Annotated in this window: 13 protein-coding genes; 10 read left to right on the top strand and 3 right to left on the bottom strand. The window is 39.5% G+C overall.

The window, feature by feature from the left end:
- Positions 1 to 47: 47 nt before the first annotated feature.
- Positions 48 to 899, top strand: a complete 852-nt coding sequence (locus EHQ70_RS10995) for a class I SAM-dependent methyltransferase (RefSeq protein WP_135586348.1) — start codon at positions 48 to 50, stop codon at positions 897 to 899.
- On the opposite strand, the gene EHQ70_RS10990 is transcribed toward EHQ70_RS10995, so the two are convergent.
- The gene (locus EHQ70_RS10990) at positions 873 to 1673 is read right to left on the bottom strand and encodes an HAD family hydrolase (RefSeq protein ID WP_135587185.1); all 801 of its coding nucleotides are present in this window, start codon (positions 1671 to 1673) and stop codon (positions 873 to 875) included. The genes EHQ70_RS10995 and EHQ70_RS10990 overlap by 27 nt on opposite strands.
- A gap of 94 nt (positions 1674 to 1767) precedes the next feature.
- Here EHQ70_RS10990 and EHQ70_RS10985 point away from each other — a divergent pair, with 94 nt between their 5' ends.
- A complete protein-coding gene (locus tag EHQ70_RS10985; RefSeq protein WP_135586346.1) occupies positions 1768 to 1983 on the top strand; it encodes a hypothetical protein in 216 nt (71 codons plus the stop codon).
- Here the strand turns inward: EHQ70_RS10985 and EHQ70_RS10980 are convergent.
- Positions 1980 to 2942 (bottom strand): hypothetical protein, encoded by a 963-nt coding sequence (locus EHQ70_RS10980; protein WP_135586344.1) that lies wholly within the window; start codon positions 2940 to 2942, stop codon positions 1980 to 1982. The genes EHQ70_RS10985 and EHQ70_RS10980 overlap by 4 nt on opposite strands.
- The gene (fliD, locus tag EHQ70_RS10975; protein ID WP_135586342.1) at positions 2939 to 4861 is read right to left on the bottom strand and encodes a flagellar filament capping protein FliD; all 1923 of its coding nucleotides are present in this window, start codon (positions 4859 to 4861) and stop codon (positions 2939 to 2941) included. The genes EHQ70_RS10980 and fliD overlap by 4 nt, the downstream gene beginning before the upstream one ends.
- A gap of 25 nt (positions 4862 to 4886) precedes the next feature.
- On the opposite strand from fliD, the gene ppk1 reads away from it, so the two are divergent.
- From ppk1 to EHQ70_RS10935, 8 genes are all read left to right on the top strand, one after another.
- Positions 4887 to 7031 carry a polyphosphate kinase 1 gene (ppk1, locus tag EHQ70_RS10970; RefSeq protein ID WP_135586340.1) on the top strand — a complete coding sequence of 715 codons (2145 nt, stop codon included), beginning with the start codon at positions 4887 to 4889 and terminating at the stop codon, positions 7029 to 7031.
- Positions 7032 to 7039: 8 nt separating this feature from the next.
- Positions 7040 to 8452 carry an FAD-binding oxidoreductase gene (locus tag EHQ70_RS10965; RefSeq protein WP_135586338.1) on the top strand — a complete coding sequence of 471 codons (1413 nt, stop codon included), beginning with the start codon at positions 7040 to 7042 and terminating at the stop codon, positions 8450 to 8452.
- 120 nt (positions 8453 to 8572) lie between these two features.
- Complete coding sequence (locus tag EHQ70_RS10960) at positions 8573 to 8902, top strand: hypothetical protein (RefSeq protein ID WP_135586336.1); 330 nt, start codon at positions 8573 to 8575, stop codon at positions 8900 to 8902.
- 247 nt (positions 8903 to 9149) lie between these two features.
- Positions 9150 to 9509, top strand: a complete 360-nt coding sequence (locus EHQ70_RS10955; RefSeq protein ID WP_135586334.1) for a hypothetical protein — start codon at positions 9150 to 9152, stop codon at positions 9507 to 9509.
- Between the two features lie 269 nt (positions 9510 to 9778).
- On the top strand, positions 9779 to 11152 hold the full coding sequence (locus EHQ70_RS10950) for a TolC family protein (RefSeq protein WP_135586332.1): 1374 nt from the start codon (positions 9779 to 9781) through the stop codon (positions 11150 to 11152).
- 2 nt (positions 11153 to 11154) lie between these two features.
- Entirely contained in the window at positions 11155 to 12159 is a 1005-nt protein-coding gene (locus EHQ70_RS10945; protein ID WP_135586330.1) for an efflux RND transporter periplasmic adaptor subunit, read from the top strand.
- 2 nt (positions 12160 to 12161) lie between these two features.
- A complete protein-coding gene (locus tag EHQ70_RS10940) occupies positions 12162 to 12914 on the top strand; it encodes a hypothetical protein (protein ID WP_135586328.1) in 753 nt (250 codons plus the stop codon).
- Positions 12914 to 16189, top strand: coding sequence for an efflux RND transporter permease subunit (locus EHQ70_RS10935; protein WP_135586326.1), 3276 nt, complete (start codon positions 12914 to 12916; stop codon positions 16187 to 16189). Before EHQ70_RS10940 ends, EHQ70_RS10935 begins: the two co-directional genes overlap by 1 nt.
- Positions 16190 to 16210: the final 21 nt, after the last annotated feature.

Below are 16210 nucleotides of genomic sequence, written 5' to 3'. Positions count from 1 at the left end.
TTTTTGGTTTGACCCTTGTTCTCATGGATTAGACTGACTCATAGACCATGAAATCTTGTATCCTTTGCCAATCTTCCGAGTCCAAAACCGTATTCAATGAAAATGGAACCCCAATTTTAGAATGTAAAAGCTGTGGACATGTATATTCCTCTTATGAACAAGAAGAACATTACGAAGGTTATTGGGACGGGGCAGAACAAACTTATGATTTAAAATGGTGGGACGATGCTCACCGAGCGGTATATTCTGATTTTATTTCTACATACTTAAAACAGGAAAAAGGAAACCTTCTGGATGTCGGTTGTGGGCTTGGATTTTTTGTGAAAGCTGTGCTTACGAAAAAAACAGGTTGGTCGGCTGTGGGGTATGAAATTTCCAAACAGGCTGTCAAATTTGCCAACGAACAAAATGGAATGAAAACAGTTTATGCAGGTCTTGTCCAAGATTCCAAACTACCAAAAGAAAGTTTTGATATCATCACTTTATGGGATGTGATCGAACACATTCCGAAACCTCATTCCCTACTCACTTACTTACACGGACTACTAAAACCCGGTGGGATTCTTTTTTTACAAACTCCGAATTTTCCCATCCAACTAACCAAAGCAAATCTAAAGGTAAAATTAAAAGGGATGCAAGAAGGGGTTCACTACTTAGAAGCCAAAGACCATGTAAACAATTACAAGATGCACACTTTGGCAGAACTCGGAAAACAATGTGGATTCACGGATCCCAAATACAAAGTACTTATGCCCATCCTTTCTGTATCAGGAAGTAAAAGTAAACTTGCCGTTTATTTAAAGTTAGCTTATTATTATTTCACAAAACTAATCTTTACTGTAAGTTTTGGAACGATCAACTGGAATAACACTTTATTTCTTACGCTTAAGAAACCATAACTCGGCAAATTCAAGAGCAGTGACTGTACTCGGCGCCGTCCAAATCGGAGCCGGAGTATCGGAAGGATATTCCTTCACTTCTCCCTCTCCCCACATATTCGGAATATGGATGCTAGCAATTCCGTGACGGTTCGCACCGAGCACATCATCCTCCCAGTTATCACCGAGTAGAATAGAATCCTCTGGATTCTCCTCAGAAGCTTCCAATACATAAGAAAAAAATTCAGTTGTTGGTTTTTCAAAACCCACTTCTTCTGAAGTGATGAGTGTAAAACGGAAATGATCTGGCAAAAAAGAAGAAACTTTTAAGAGCTGGGTTCTTAAAGTTTCATTCGTAGTCAAAAACACGGGAACTTTATTGGATAAGGCCACAAGTTTCGGAAAAAGTTTGGTTTGGTAGATTTCTTTTTTTGCCTCCGCTTTCAAATAAGATAAAAAATGGAAGTGGTATCTTTCCTCCATCCACAAAACATCGGCAATGTCTTTCGTTTGGAAATCGTTTACCGACTTTGATTCTAATTCATTTGTCTTATGATTTTCCATGGAATGTTTTTTCAATTCATCCAACATCAATTTAAAACACAATAGTCTCAGCCGATTGGAACTATGAGAAATTAGTTGGTTTTTTACTTTTTTCCTGGTCAATTCATACAAAGAAAAAAAGTCACCACCTAACTTTCGCGCCTTCCAATCTTTCCCACATTCGCCAATGGCAAAATCATATGCCGGTTTCGAAGGCAAAAGGGTATTGTCCAAATCCAAAAACAAAGCCATATCCGAAAAGAAAACTTGGGACAAACATTCTGTCAACGGTTTGGTTGATAAATATTTACTTGTATCTCTTACAAACTTCCGCTAAAGTTTCGCCATGATTTCTCTATCATCCATTCTAGCGATTCTGTTTATGATCCTTGGACTCATCTTATCTCTTTACGGAGTTTGGACTTGGTCTGATCCTATGTATGAAAAATCCCTAAGTTGGAATCTAAATTTGATTTGGGGAGGGGTGGTGTTTTTTGTGGGAATTTTGTTTGGACTTGGGAACCGGATTTCTGTCCGATTCCCCAAAGAACCAAATCTCTAAACTGTAACTCTTTCTAAAACAAGTGAGAGAAAAGGAATGAACGCATCCAGTAACTCAGGAAGTTCGTATTCTAAAATATCACCTGCATAAACAATATCATTTTTTTCCATTGCCGAAGCAATGTTCGATAGTGTTTCGTTCAAACTGGCAATCACATCCGATAGTTTTTTATCTTCAATGGCAAGAGATTGCCAATCCAGTTCCGAATGACGAGTTTGAACCGAAACAAGTGCCGACATAAGACCCGTTAAACGGCCAACAGCATCATTTAAAATTTCAGAAGCCAAATGGTCTTTTCCAGACTGGAAATTTTCATTCACTAACATAAAGTCTTTGATGATTTTTCCTTTATCATCCACAAAACGAGTGATGATTTCGATGAGTTCACTCTCATCCATTCTCATCACGGCAAGTCGAGTGCTTAGATCCATAAGGAAAAGTTTTACATCTCGAAGGTCTTCCAAAAAGGTTTCAATGGCTTTTGTAGAATCTAAAATCTCCGATCCATTTTGTAAGGACTCTAAAATTTCTTCTACGTTTTTGCCTTTCCCCATCGGTTGGATGAGGTTTAAGTTTAAATTCAAAATTTTTGTCGTACTACGAATCATCGAAATGATCCAAGGAATTCCTTCCTTTAAATCCTCTGTTTCTTTTTCCGTCAGAGAATCACGACCAACAAGTGTACTTCCTACTTTGTCTACGTAGTTGTCTACTTCCCAAAGGCTATCTTCAATCACATCCAGTTCTTCACCAACGAATAAATCCAGGCGTTCGGTCTCATCCACACCCACTGCATTCAGATCGGAACGATTTAATTCTTTACCATTTACAGTGAAATGACGTAGATACTTTCCATTGGATTCAATCCACTTTTGAATTTCATCCAACACTTGGCCAAGATTTGTTTCACCATCAAGTTTAGTATCTAATTGTTGTTCGTTGATATAAATATTCATCATTCCCCACCGTTCCCTCTAAACATATTATTCTGTAAATAGTTCCCAACCGATTTATTTTTCCCCACACCTTGTTCCATGTAGAGAAATCGTTGTTTCAGTTTGGCTTCAAAACTAATGAGATGAGACTCATGTTCTTTGATTTTTTTATTATTACCTGATACACTTTCTTCCAGAAGTTTCACTTTGCTTGTGACAATTCCAGAAGCATATTGGTTATAAGGTTTTAGAATTTCGAGTAGTCGAATCCCAACCCCTTCTTCCATCTTTGCATCGTTATTCGGATCGGATGCAAATAAGTCACGAACCCCATCTGGATTTTCGGAAAGGACAGAAATCAAACGTTCCTGATCAATTTGCAAAAGACCATCTTGGATTTTTTCCCAATTAGAACCAACTGCCCCAGTGGAAATCCCAATGTCTGTCAAAACTCGAAATCCATTTTCTTTCGTTGCCGGATAATACGAGTTTGCTGTTGTTTTTAAAGAAGCAATGAGTCTTAGGATTGCGTTTTCACCAGCAAGGATTCCTGATTTAGATTTGTTATCCCAAAAATCACGAGAGATGTCTGCTGATTTGGAATCATCACTTTCTTTTTTATCAGAAATTTTCCCATTCTTTTCAACAGAAGTCACTTCTTTGGAAAACTTCATGAGTTCGTTATAAGCATCCACCCATTCTTTGATGAGGGCAGAACCTTTGGCATGATCCACATGAATTTTTAAAGTAACAGGTTCTTCTGTGACTTTATGAACATTAAAAGAAATCCCTTCCAATACATCGGCCACGGCATCGTTAGATTCACGAGTGATTTCTACACCATCAATTTTGATTTTGAGATCTTTCCCTTCTTGTAAAACTTTTAAAGGTTCTGCCGTTCCGGGAGCAGGTGGTGTGACAAGAGTGACTGATTTGATTAGAACTGGTGTGGTTCCTGCATTCGAAAGGATAATGGCAGTTAGATTTTTATCACTAGCATAATCACCAGCTAAAAAAATGTATTTAGATTCTGTTTTAGAAATAGGAAGAAATTTGTTTCGAACACTTCCTTCTTTTTCAAAACCAATTCCCATTTCCATCACGGCAGGCGCTTCCCCAATGATTTCCACTTCTATGAAGGCTCTTTCTTTGATCTCTGTCACAGCCACAGGAATCGAAAAGGCAGTGTCAGGTTTGATGCTGATTCCTTCTTCTGATTGGACAAGTTTCTCAGTTTCTGTTTCTGATTTTTTAAACTTGGTTTGGTCCCAAACTTTTGATTTGAGTATATCTAAAGATAATAATTGTTTTGTGTCTTCTGCACTGGCTTTGTTTTCACCAACAAGGCCTGCCAATTTCAAAATTCCATTTGGATCAGAAAACTGAAGTTCATTCTTTTTACCTGTCTTTACGGAAGTGACAGTGAGAATGGATGAGTCTTTATCAATTTTAATGATGGAAGTGTCCGCAAGACCCCCGGCCATATTTTTGATGGCACTTGTGAGTTCACTCAGTCCCCCACCAGGGAAAGTAACCACTTCTTTTGATTTTCCCGAATAAATGGTAAAACTGCCTTCGGGAATGCGAATGTCTGTGTCCACTGCCACACCAGATAACTGGTGTTTGCTTGCCATTTCTGTGATTTCTAAAGCACGATTTCCAGATTTTGCAGCTCGGGAAGCCTCACCAGTAATCACTCCTTCTACCGAAGAAGAAACTGACTTGGTCGCAAAAGGAGCGGTAAAGGAAACGAGAGCGCGACTTTTAGTTTGGAGGTTGGTCGTTAGGTTTTTGACCTCACCCCAGATTTGTACCTGTGCCTTGGAATACTCGTTTTCGGTTTCCCATCTTTTGATGGGTCTGCGTTCGAGTTCGACCAATTTTTTAACGATATCGTTTGTATTTTGCCCAGTCATCAGACCTGGCATGGTGTATGCTGGCATATCGTCCTAAATCCCTCTGAATCTAATGTCGTCGATTTCTACAAAAGGATTAGGAATTTACAGAATTTTTTCCTTCCCAAATCCTAGAATTATGACTGCTAGTCCTACAGAAAAAATTGAACTGGGGAACCAAAATATCTTCTTCGACCGTGAACTTTCCTGGGTCGACTTCAACCACCGCGTTTTGGAAGAATCCTTTGATAAGGAGAACCCCCTTCTCGAACGTCTAAAATTTCTTTGTATCACTGAATCCAATTTGGATGAGTTTTTTATGGTTCGTGTCGCGGGCCTACTCAATTTAAAAAATGCAGGAATCGAAGAACGAAGCCTCAACGGCAAACGCACTTCCGAAACTGTCGCGGAACTTTATTCCAAAGTAGGTCAATTTGTTAAAAGACAATATGAATCCTTAGACGAGATCCTCATTGAACTCAAAACAAACAAAATTGTTGTGGTCCAAGACCCAAGTGAACTTGCCGGTGATGACATCCAGTTTGTAAAAAATTATTATAAAAGAGAAGTATCTTCCATTCTCACCCCACTTGCCATCGATCCATCACATCCATTCCCTCACATTCTCAACAGAACTTTGAATTTGGGCATCACATTGTATTCCGATGATGATAAAAACAAAGCAAAAGAACTTTTTGCCATCGTTCAAGTACCAAGTGTACTCCCTCGTTTTTTGCAATTACCTCCAAATAAAGAAACAGATGTCAGAAGGTATTTTCCATTAGAAGAAATCATTAAACTCCATTTAGGTGACCTTTTCTTTGGAATGAATGTGAAACAAATCCACACATTTAAAATTGTTCGTGATGCCGACATTTCCATCAACGAAGAACAAAACATTGGTGATCTTCTCGCCACAATGAAAAACGAACTAAAAAATAGAATGTGGGGAGATGCTGTTCGTTTGGATGTTCATTCCGGTGCGGGACATATCAAAGAACTATTACAAGGGCTATTAGAACTAGAAGAATACCAGGTAATGGAAATTCCTACCTTACTTAGTTTAAATGACATGATGTTTTTCCAAGGATTGGAAAAAACTAGCCACTTAAAATATTCTTATCCTGTTCCCAAATCTGGATTTGCTGCTAAAAAAAGTGAATCCATCTTTTCTGAAATTCGAAAAAACGATCACCTCCTCCATCATCCGTACGAAAGTTTTAAGTCCATCGAAGACATGTTAAAAATTGCAAGTCAAGACCCAAAGGTTCTCGCCATCAAAATGACTTTGTACAGAACTTCGGGAGACTCACCCATCATCCAATACTTAGGAGAAGCGGCAGAAAACGGGAAACAGGTAACCGTTCTTGTAGAACTCAAAGCAAGGTTTGATGAAGAAAGGAATATCCGTTGGGCAAAAAAGTTAGAAGATAGTGGAGTTCATGTTGTTTACGGTGTGGTAGGACTGAAAATTCACTGTAAGATGTTACTGATTGTACGCAGAGAAGATGACAAACTCAATCGTTATGTCCATTTAGGAACAGGAAACTATAATTCGACCACTGCCAGATTTTATACAGACCTAAGTTTATTCACGGCTAATCCAGAGATTACGGAAGATGTGGCGATTCTTTTTAATACAATCACAAGCTCAGGAAAGATGCCAAGACTTTCCAAAATCTATGCGGCTCCCACCTTCCTAAAAGAAGAGTTTCTCCATCTCATCCAAAGAGAAACAGACAATGCTAAGAATGGAAAACAAGCACGTGTCATATTTAAAATGAATTCACTCGTTGACCCGGATATCATTTTAAAACTCTATGAAGCATCACAAGCAGGTGTAAAAGTTGATCTAATCATTCGAGGAATTTGTTGTTTAAGGCCCGGAATTCCAGGGGTTTCTGACCGTATCAATGTTCGTTCCATCGTAGGAAGATACCTAGAACACTCGAGAATTTATAGCTTTGAAAATGGCGGAAAACCTGAAGTGTATCTGGCTTCTGCAGACTGTATGCCAAGGAACTTCCTTCGCCGAATCGAAGTTATGTTCCCTATTCTACAGGATAAACATAAAAAAAGAATCGGTAAAATTTTAGAACTTTTGCTTCGCGATAACACTCAAGCCAGAGTTTTAGAATCAGATGGATCTTATACTCGTTTGACACCTGGGGACGATGACCCAGCTGTTAACTCTCAAATTGATATGGTGGATATTTAAAGGACACAATGGATTTTACAAAAACAAAAGCTGACTTAAGCCAACTCATTGGTGAAAAAAAAGTCATTCAAAAAAATGACGGAACTATGGACGAAGCCCTATTCAATTCTTATGGAACTGATAGAACCAAAGTTTATCCACCTAATTATCAAGTTTTAGTTTTTCCGGAAAACACAGAAGATGTGGCCGCAGTAGTTTCCTATGCTTACAAAAATGAAATTGCTATCGTTCCTTCTGGGGGACGAACCGGTTATGCAGGTGGAGCAGTTGCCAAAAATGGCGAGATTGTCATTTCACTTTCCAAAATGAACCAAGTTGTTGATTTTGATCCTTTCCTTGGCACCTTACACGTACAAGCTGGAATGATTACCAAAAACTTACACAAAGAAGCCGAAGAACGTGGGTTTTATTTTCCAGTAGATTTTGCCGCAACTGGATCCAGCCATATTGGAGGGAACATTGCGACCAATGCTGGAGGTGTACGCGTAGTTCATTATGGACTCATTCGGGATTGGGTTCTTGGCCTCACTGTTGTGAACGGCAAAGGAGAAACTTACCGATTCAATGGAGAAATTTTAAAGAATAATACGGGTTATGATCTCAAACACTTGTTTATTGGTTCAGAAGGAACACTGGGAATCATCACAGAAGCAGTTGTCAAACTCACAAAACCTCCGAAAGACATTCGCGTTATATTCCTAGCCGTATCCGAATACAAAAACATTTTAGAAATTTTCAGAGAAACACATAACTTCGACTTACCTCTCCTTGCATTCGAGTTTTTGACAGACTACTGTTTAGACAAAGTCAAAGAACATCTAGGAGTACCTGATCCATTTCCAGCGCCTAGCAAATACTATGTGCTAATGGAATTCGAAGTGAACAGTGAAACGGATGAAGAAAAACTTTACACCATCATAGAATCTATCACAGAGAAAGAACTCATCACGGACGGTTCCATTGCCCAGAACTCTCGTCAAAACGAAACTTTCTGGAAGTATAGAGAAGGGATTTCTGAATCACTGTCTCTTGCTTATACGGTTCACAAAAATGATATCTCACTACCACTTCGTAACATGGAAGCATTCCTAGATGAGATGACAACTCTACTCACAAAGAAATACCAAGGATTTCATATTGCCCTTTTTGGACATATTGGTGACGGAAACCTCCATCTAAACATTGTGAAACCAAAGGATCTAACGGACGCGGAATTCTTCACTCAGTGCAAACAAGTGGATCCAGAAATGTTTACTCTCATCCAAAAATTCAAAGGTTCGATTTCTGCAGAGCATGGAATTGGGCTTTTGAAGAAGGACTATTTGAACTTTTCCCGCTCCCAATCGGAAATTGATACGATGCGAGCCATCAAACTGGCTTTTGACCCGAAAGGGATTCTCAACCCCGGCAAAGTGCTCTAATTCCAGGCACAGGCAGATCTTTCCGACCATTCGGGTCGATCTGCCTAATTTATAGGCACTCCCCAAAAAAATGCTAGATTTTAATCAGATGCCGTCTATACTGTAATTATGCTCAGGAACGTGATCAAAATATTTGGGATTTCCCTACTCACAATCTCCTTGGGCAGCGCTTTTCTTTCAGAAGAAAATGTACTGGTTCGGACTCGCGGAGCCAAATCTAGTCGAGTCACAGGAAAGAGCCAACTGTCAGGTGCTCTCTCCGTTTCGATCAACAAATCTACTTCTGAAGAAAGTTCAGGTACAAAAGACTTAGAAGATGTACTCACATGGGGTGGGAAAGGTCAGTCTTCACTGACAATATTTCTCTTAACACACAACAAAAACCTCCGTCCATCTTTCATTTCAGGGCTTCTTGCCACTCGATACCTGAGCCTACCTCCACCCGTTTAACTCCTCTCTACCGCTTAAACCTGTGTCCCGTGAGGGACACAGGATGTTTTTATATTCTTAACATTTCCTATGATTTGTTTCTCATTTGCCAAAGACTAATTCACGACTGTTCCAGGGAATTCCTGACTCTGGGCAGTCTTTTTTTTAGAAAATCCGTCCAATATTTTCATTCTAAATCCTAGTAGTGTTGACAGTACTTGATTTTTAGAATTGATAGGAGAGCGAATTACAATTTGCTGGTAAATTAATGAATTGGTTGAACGGTAAAAGGCTACTCGCTTTCCTATTGGCAAGTATGATCCTTCTCCCTACACAGGAGGACGGGTCTCTAGACTCTGTTACGTTCGAACTATTCGCAAATAACGATTATTCTACACTTTCAACAAACACTCGCTCAGATATAAGTGAACCAGAAATTCATTCTATTGATGATTCTGCGACTTTGCTTCGTAGTCGATGCGATTACCTTGACCTAATCGTTGAGGTAAACTTAGGAACCGCCATTGAAAATTCTTTCATTGGGCTTTTCTATCATTTCAAAGATGATGATGCTAATCGTTTTTTACTTTCCGAACTCCTTCTCAATCTCCCTCCCCCTATAGTTTAAATCTTAGTCAGAGCATAACTGACATACAAACGGATCAATCACCGTTCGAGTTATGCCCATATATTGATTTAGCGCCGAGAAAACTGGAGGATTTCGTTTATGCACATATACTTTCAAGCTAATACTATACGTAAGGACGACCTATGAACTATCGATTGGTCCTGATTCCGATGATCGCTACGAGAAAAAACCTGTATTCTCGAGTTGCTTCAAGAAGGAAACCCTATGTGTAAACGCAAATATATAAAAATACATCGGTCGGTATGTTCATGAGAAAAAAATATTTAGTCCTCCTTCTATGGATTGTGCCATTTCAACTTCTCTTTTCCGAAACGGACTGGAATCCTAATTCACCCGAACCTGCGGTTGCAGAACCCGTTTCAAAAAAAGATAAAAACGAAGTTCATTTGGACTTAGGCAAAGCAGAGGAATTGTTTTGGAAAAATAATTTACTCTTACTCGCAGCTAAGTTTCAGGTGGATGTGAAAAAGGCTGGGGTTTTACAAGCAGGACTCTACGCAAACCCTACGATAGGGATTGACCAAGTGGCGTATGCGGAATCCCAACGAAGTTGGTTTGATGCGACTAGAGCAGGTCAAACAGTCTACCAAGTCCAACAATTGTTTTTACTCGGTGATAAAATCGGCAAAAGAGTAAAAGTTGCGGAACTTGACGCAAAGATCACGGAACAAGAGTTTTATGATATTGCTCGAGGTCTTCACACTAAATTACGTAGAACACTCTACTCAACTTTTTATCTCCACCAAGCTATGTCGTTTTATGATAAAAGTATCTCCACATTAGAGAGAACCGTTGTTTCTGGAGAGAAGGCTTACGAAAGAAGAGCCATCCTACTTGCTGAACTTTTACGACTCAAAGCGCTACTCTTCTTCTTAAAAAAAGAAAGAGAAGACCTTCGAATCAAAATTTTCGAAAAAGAAGCGGATCTACGTGTATTACTGAATGATGATAGTATGCGAGATGCAAACATCTCTATTTTACCAGACTTACAGGAAACAACCCTAGAAAGGCTGAATCCAAGCAAACTGCAGTTGAACGACCTGTTAGATAAAGCTAGAGAAAATAGACCAGATTTAAAAATTGCCATTCAAAACTTAAAATACGAAGAAGCAAATTTAGAACTCCAATATGCAAATGCAATTCCCAACTTATCACTTGGTCCGAAATACGATAGGAACGGAACGGGATTCAAATCGGAATGGTCTATTACAGCAAACTTAGAAGTTCCTATCTTCAACAGGAACCAAGGAAATATCGAGGCTTCTCAAAAAGCAATCCTCGTCCGCAAACAAGAAATCAGAAATAAAATTCTTGAGATGGAGAATGAAATCTCCGTCGCACATAGATCTGCAAAAGTTAAAGACGATCTTTATCGAAAATTTATGAACACTTACGTCAAAGACTATCATAGTCTTTCCTTAGATGTGGTTTCAAGTTACGAAAGAAGATACATCGGTATCATTGAGTTCGCAGACTTTTTTGAAACATATCGTTCTAGTGTTGTCGAAATACTACGACTACAAACAGACAGAATGGAATCTTTTGAAGAAATCAATTACACCACCGGTTTCGGATTGTTAGTCCCCCGGTTAGAAAATGGAAATAATAATCAAGGAGAATAGTTATGAAAGCAATTAGATTACCAAAATTGACAAATACGCTTGCAGGAGCGGCCATCATAGTCGTTATTTTTTCATTAACTGTCTGGGCTTTAAACAAAGCGTCCAAACCTAAACCACAGGCGCCAAAACGCCCGATCATACACGACAAAGGACTGCGGATTGAATTACCAGCAGGTAGTAGCGGTTTAAAACTGATCAAATCCGTTTATGTTAACGAAGGTAACGGAGACTTTGTCAATATCACTGCACCAGCAAGATTGATTGCCTCCTCGACTCCTTCTGTTTCAAGCGGAATCAAAGTCATCCTCTTTGAATCAGCGGAACTTAACGAAACTTACATGAGTTATCAATATTCCAAAAACAAACTCAGTCGTTCCAGAAAAGCTTTGAATCGTATCGAGGATATGTTCAAACATAGAGTTGCCACTGACAAAGATGTTTTTGAAGCAGAAACCGAACTTCGCAATGATGCTGCAGAGCTTGGAGAATTCGAAGGAAAACTTAGAGCCATCGGTTTGAATCCAAATGAATTAGGAAATGCAGGAAGTCACAGAGCTTGGATCATTTCCGACGTTGCGGAATCACAATTGAAAACCTTAAAGAAAGGTAAAAAAGTTAGAATCATCTTCAATTCCTTCCCCAATGAAGTTTGGGAAGGAATCGCTGAGGCTATTGGAGATAACGTGGATCCAATGACTCGTACTGTCAAGGTTAGGATTGCTATCTTAAACAAAGATAACAAACTAAAACCAGGTATGTATGGTGTGGTTCAATTTCCGGAAGAAACTAAAAATGGCTCTTTGGTTTTACCATTTACCTCAATCGTTACAGTAGAAGGTCATCATTATGTTTTTGTAGAACAAACAGCAAACAACTTTACTCGAACGGAAGTAGTTTTAGGAATTTCAGACAAAGATAGAGTGAATATTTTAGAAGGAATCACTGCAAACGATAAGGTTGTCGTAGAAGGTTCGATCCTTCTGAAGGGATTAAGTTTTGGGTTTTAATAATGAAACATAACTTAATTCTAATATTATTATGTCTTTCTATTGCATTTGTTTCTGCTTTGTCGGCGGAACCAGATGAAAAGGAAGAAAAAAAAGAACCTGTCCCTGAATGGTCTCCTCGTGCGGATAAAAAATCAAGCATCGGAAACGATGAAGATTCTTACGAATACAGTGAAATTTTAAAGCTAAAACCAGAGCCGAAAGTTACAAACTTTTGGGTATATGGTGCCACAATCGGAACTCCAGGTAGCCTTAACTTCAATCTTGGATATTATTACAAAGATGTGGTATTTAGAGTCTCAGGTAGTCGCTGGAGAGAAGGACTCTGGGGCCAACAAGTTGACGTGGGTTACAGCTTTTGGAAAACTCCAGTACTTGCTCACAGTATCTCCGTTGTATTTGGTAAATTTGGAACTGATCCTTACAATATAGGTTCCGATCTCGGACACGGTGGTCAGTATAATTATAAGACAGGTGTAAACATACCAGGTTACCAAAATGCTAATATTTCAGAAACGGATATGATGATCCGATCTGCGGTTGCAGAAGCTAACCCTGATTTAGCTCTTTATCTCGACTACGAAAGTAGAAACAACAGACGAGTTCACTTCAGACAACAATATGTTGGTCTCACTTACGATATGTTGTTTTCTAATTTTTACTTACAGATGGGTGCGGGAATTGGTTCTGGAGATTTCCAAAACTACCAACTGCTTTTCCAAATGGGTTACCTGTTTAATACGAGGTCTTATTAATGAAAATTATAAACAATATAATTGAAACTGCTTTAAAAAACAGGATTCTCACCCTAGTTGCCGCAGGAGTCGCTTTACTTCTTGGAATCTGGTCTTGGATTGATATTCGTAAAGAAGCATATTCTGATATTGCTGACACACAAGTACGGATTGTTGCAAAATTCCCAGGAAAAGCAACTTTAGAAGTAGAAGAAAGGGTAACCATGCCCATTGAACGGGAGTTACATGCGACTCCCAATCTAATCGTAAGAAGATCCAGAACTATCAACGGCCTAGTGGTATTCCAATTCGTATTTGAAGAAGGAACTGACGATTATTTTGCACGTATGAGGCTTATGGAGAGAGTTAGGAATGCGAACATTCCTGCCGAAGTGACACCAACTCTAGCGCCGATGAGTTCTCCTGTCGGTGAAGTGTATCGTTATGTGGTAGAATCAACAACAGGAACCCATACTCCAATGGAACTGAGAACCATCCAAGATTGGATTGTTGTTCCACGAATGTTGCAAATCACAGGAATTGCTGATGTGATCACCTTTGGGGGACTACCAAAACAATTTCACTTAGTCACCACTCCGGACAAACTGATTCGTTTTAAAGTTACTGTTTCTGAAGTCATAGAAGCAATTCAAAACAACAACTTGAATACTGGTGGTAACTTTCTTTTACAAGGGGAACAAGCACTTCCAATTCGTTCCTTGGGTGCGATCAGAGAGCCATCTCATATAGAAAACATTGTTGTGAAGACAGTGAATGGGGTGCCTGTGTTTGTGAGAGATTTGGGAACCGTAGAAATCTCTCACCCAATTCCCAGTGGTATTCTAGGTTATACAATACAAAACGACCAAGAAGGACTCATCGATGTTGACTCAGCTGTCCAAGGACTAGTGGCAATGAGAAGATGGGTCGAACCAAACGCTTTCGGTGAGAGGGTTCGTGAAAAAGTTGAAGAAATTAACCAAGACTATATGCCAGAAGGTACGAAGATTCGGAATACCTATGACAGAAGTGATCTAGTTAATTACACTCTTAGAACAGTAGGAACAACCTTACTCGAAGGGATATGCGTTGTTAGTTTGGTGGTAATTTTCTTTATCGGAAGTATCAAATCATCTGTTGTTGTTGTAGCGACAATCCCGTTTGCCCTCCTCTTTTCATTCACCATGATGAATACTTCAGGTATTTCTGCGAGTTTACTTTCGCTCGGTGCCGTTGACTTCGGAATCGTCGTAGATAGTACCGTGGTTATGGTAGAAAATATCATGCGCCGATATAGGGATGCAACCCCTGTCGAAAAAGAGAAAGGGATCATTCGTTTTACATACGAATGTGCAACAGAAGTTGGAACGGAAATTCTTTTTGCGATTTTAATCATCGTTCTTGCATACTTACCAATTTTTTCATTTGAAAGAATCGAAGGTCGTCTCTTCAAACCAATGGCATTTACGATTTCCTTTGCCATCTTAGGTGCGATGTTGTTCACGATGACAGTAGTTCCAGTTCTTATGTCTTTCTTATACAGAAAGTATTTTGAATCAAAGAACCCTGGTCCAATTGAATGGCACAATCCTGTTTATCATTGGGTAGAGCATAAATACGAAGCTATTGTTCACTATTTAGTAGAACGTTCTAAAAAAGTGGTAACCATTGCATTTTCAACTGTAGGAGGTCTACTTGTTGTTGGTGTGATGGCGATTGGAACAGAATTCCTACCTTCCTTAGATGAAGGAGGATTTACCTTAAGACTCTACTTCCCGGTTGGAATTTCCTTGCCGGAAGCAAAAAAGTTTGTTCCAAAAGTTAGAGAAATCATCTACAGCAACGAACAAGTAAGTACAATTCTTTCTCAATACGGAAGAAATGATGATGGAACAGATCCACTCCCACCTAACCGATTGGAAGTTTATGTTGGTTTAAAAGACTATAACAAATGGAAGGAAAAAATCACAAAAGAACAATTGCTTTTGCGAATGCGAGACCATTTAGAAGAAGGTCTTCCGGGAGTTAGGGTCAGTTTTTCTCAGCCCATTATGGACAATTTGTCCGAAGCAATCATGGGAACCATCGCCGATTTAGCGGTATTTGTTTCCGGTCAGGATTTACATGTCATGCGAGAAATCTCATTAGAGATTCTTGAAATCATCCAGACGATGAAAGGTGCCAGTGAGTATGGAATCGAACAAGAAGCTCCAGCACCTCAGCTTGTCATTCGTATCAAAAGGGAAGAAGCGGCCCGGTATGGAATCAATGTTGTTGATATTCAGAACGTTATTGAAGCCGCAGTGGGGATGGAGCCGATCAGTTATCTCTACGAAGGACCAATGGATACTCCACCAAAAGACCGTGCCATTTTTGGTATAGCGATTCGTTTTTCACAAGACTATCGTCAATCTCTAAAAGGAATCCAAAGTATTCCGATCATTTCTCCACGAGGAGAACGGATTCCTTTATCACAGTTGGCCGACATAACCCAAGAAGACTCACCTACTATGATCTTCCGCCAGGATGGAAAACGAACGATGACTGTTCGACTTAACGTTCGAGGAAGGGATCAGGGAGGTTTCGTAAATGAACTTCGTGAGCGAGTTTCCAAAGAAGTTAAAATTCCAGAAGGTTATTATGTAAAATACGGCGGACAGTACGAGAACTTAGCACGGGTTGCGAAACGGTTAGCAATCGTGATTCCGATTACGATTGGTATCATCTTCGGATTGCTGTTTTTACTCTATCGGGACTTAAGATCTGTTGTGGTTGCATTGTCTTGTATCCCCTTATCTTTGATTGGTGGAATTTATGCATTACTTGCCCGTGGTTACTACTTCAACGTATCTGCCGGTGTAGGATTCATTTCACTCTTCGGTATTGCGACAATGGCAGGGATTCTGTTTGTTTCAAAAGCCAATCATTTGTTAAGAGATCATCCACGGATGACAATCAGAGAAGCTTCCATAAATTCAGCCGTCACACAACTTCGTCCGCGACTGATGACTATGTTACTTGCGATGCTTGGACTCATTCCTGCAACAATGGCGAGTGGGGTTGGTTCTGACGTTCAAAGACCGCTAGCAACGGTAATGGTAGGAGGTCTTGCTTCTGCGTTATTCCTAGTATTAACGGTTATGCCAAGTCTTTATATCCTAGTCATGAGCGGAAGGAAAGAAGATCCACGTGATAAAAATGCAGAGCCTGAATCCTTTGGAATATCTGAATATGAAGAAGAAATTCCGGTTTCATCGCTAAAGAAGGAAAAAAAGCCAAAGAAGAAATCTAGATAAATTAATTCGTTTCTCCTATAA

Source organism: Leptospira congkakensis, assembly GCF_004770265.1.
Lineage (GTDB): Bacteria > Spirochaetota > Leptospiria > Leptospirales > Leptospiraceae > Leptospira_A > Leptospira_A congkakensis.
This window is presented reverse-complemented; position numbering and strand designations above follow the sequence as displayed.

Coding starts and splice junctions, on each gene's coding strand:
- EHQ70_RS10995 (WP_135586348.1), top strand. CDS start 48: ATGAAATCTTGTATCCTTTGCCAATCTTCCGAGTCCAAAACCGTATTC.
- EHQ70_RS10990 (WP_135587185.1), bottom strand. CDS start 1,673: ATGGCTTTGTTTTTGGATTTGGACAATACCCTTTTGCCTTCGAAACCG.
- EHQ70_RS10985 (WP_135586346.1), top strand. CDS start 1,768: ATGATTTCTCTATCATCCATTCTAGCGATTCTGTTTATGATCCTTGGA.
- EHQ70_RS10980 (WP_135586344.1), bottom strand. CDS start 2,942: ATGATGAATATTTATATCAACGAACAACAATTAGATACTAAACTTGAT.
- fliD (WP_135586342.1), bottom strand. CDS start 4,861: ATGCCAGCATACACCATGCCAGGTCTGATGACTGGGCAAAATACAAAC.
- ppk1 (WP_135586340.1), top strand. CDS start 4,887: ATGTCGTCGATTTCTACAAAAGGATTAGGAATTTACAGAATTTTTTCC.
- EHQ70_RS10965 (WP_135586338.1), top strand. CDS start 7,040: ATGGATTTTACAAAAACAAAAGCTGACTTAAGCCAACTCATTGGTGAA.
- EHQ70_RS10955 (WP_135586334.1), top strand. CDS start 9,150: ATGAATTGGTTGAACGGTAAAAGGCTACTCGCTTTCCTATTGGCAAGT.
- EHQ70_RS10950 (WP_135586332.1), top strand. CDS start 9,779: ATGAGAAAAAAATATTTAGTCCTCCTTCTATGGATTGTGCCATTTCAA.
- EHQ70_RS10945 (WP_135586330.1), top strand. CDS start 11,155: ATGAAAGCAATTAGATTACCAAAATTGACAAATACGCTTGCAGGAGCG.
- EHQ70_RS10940 (WP_135586328.1), top strand. CDS start 12,162: ATGAAACATAACTTAATTCTAATATTATTATGTCTTTCTATTGCATTT.
- EHQ70_RS10935 (WP_135586326.1), top strand. CDS start 12,914: ATGAAAATTATAAACAATATAATTGAAACTGCTTTAAAAAACAGGATT.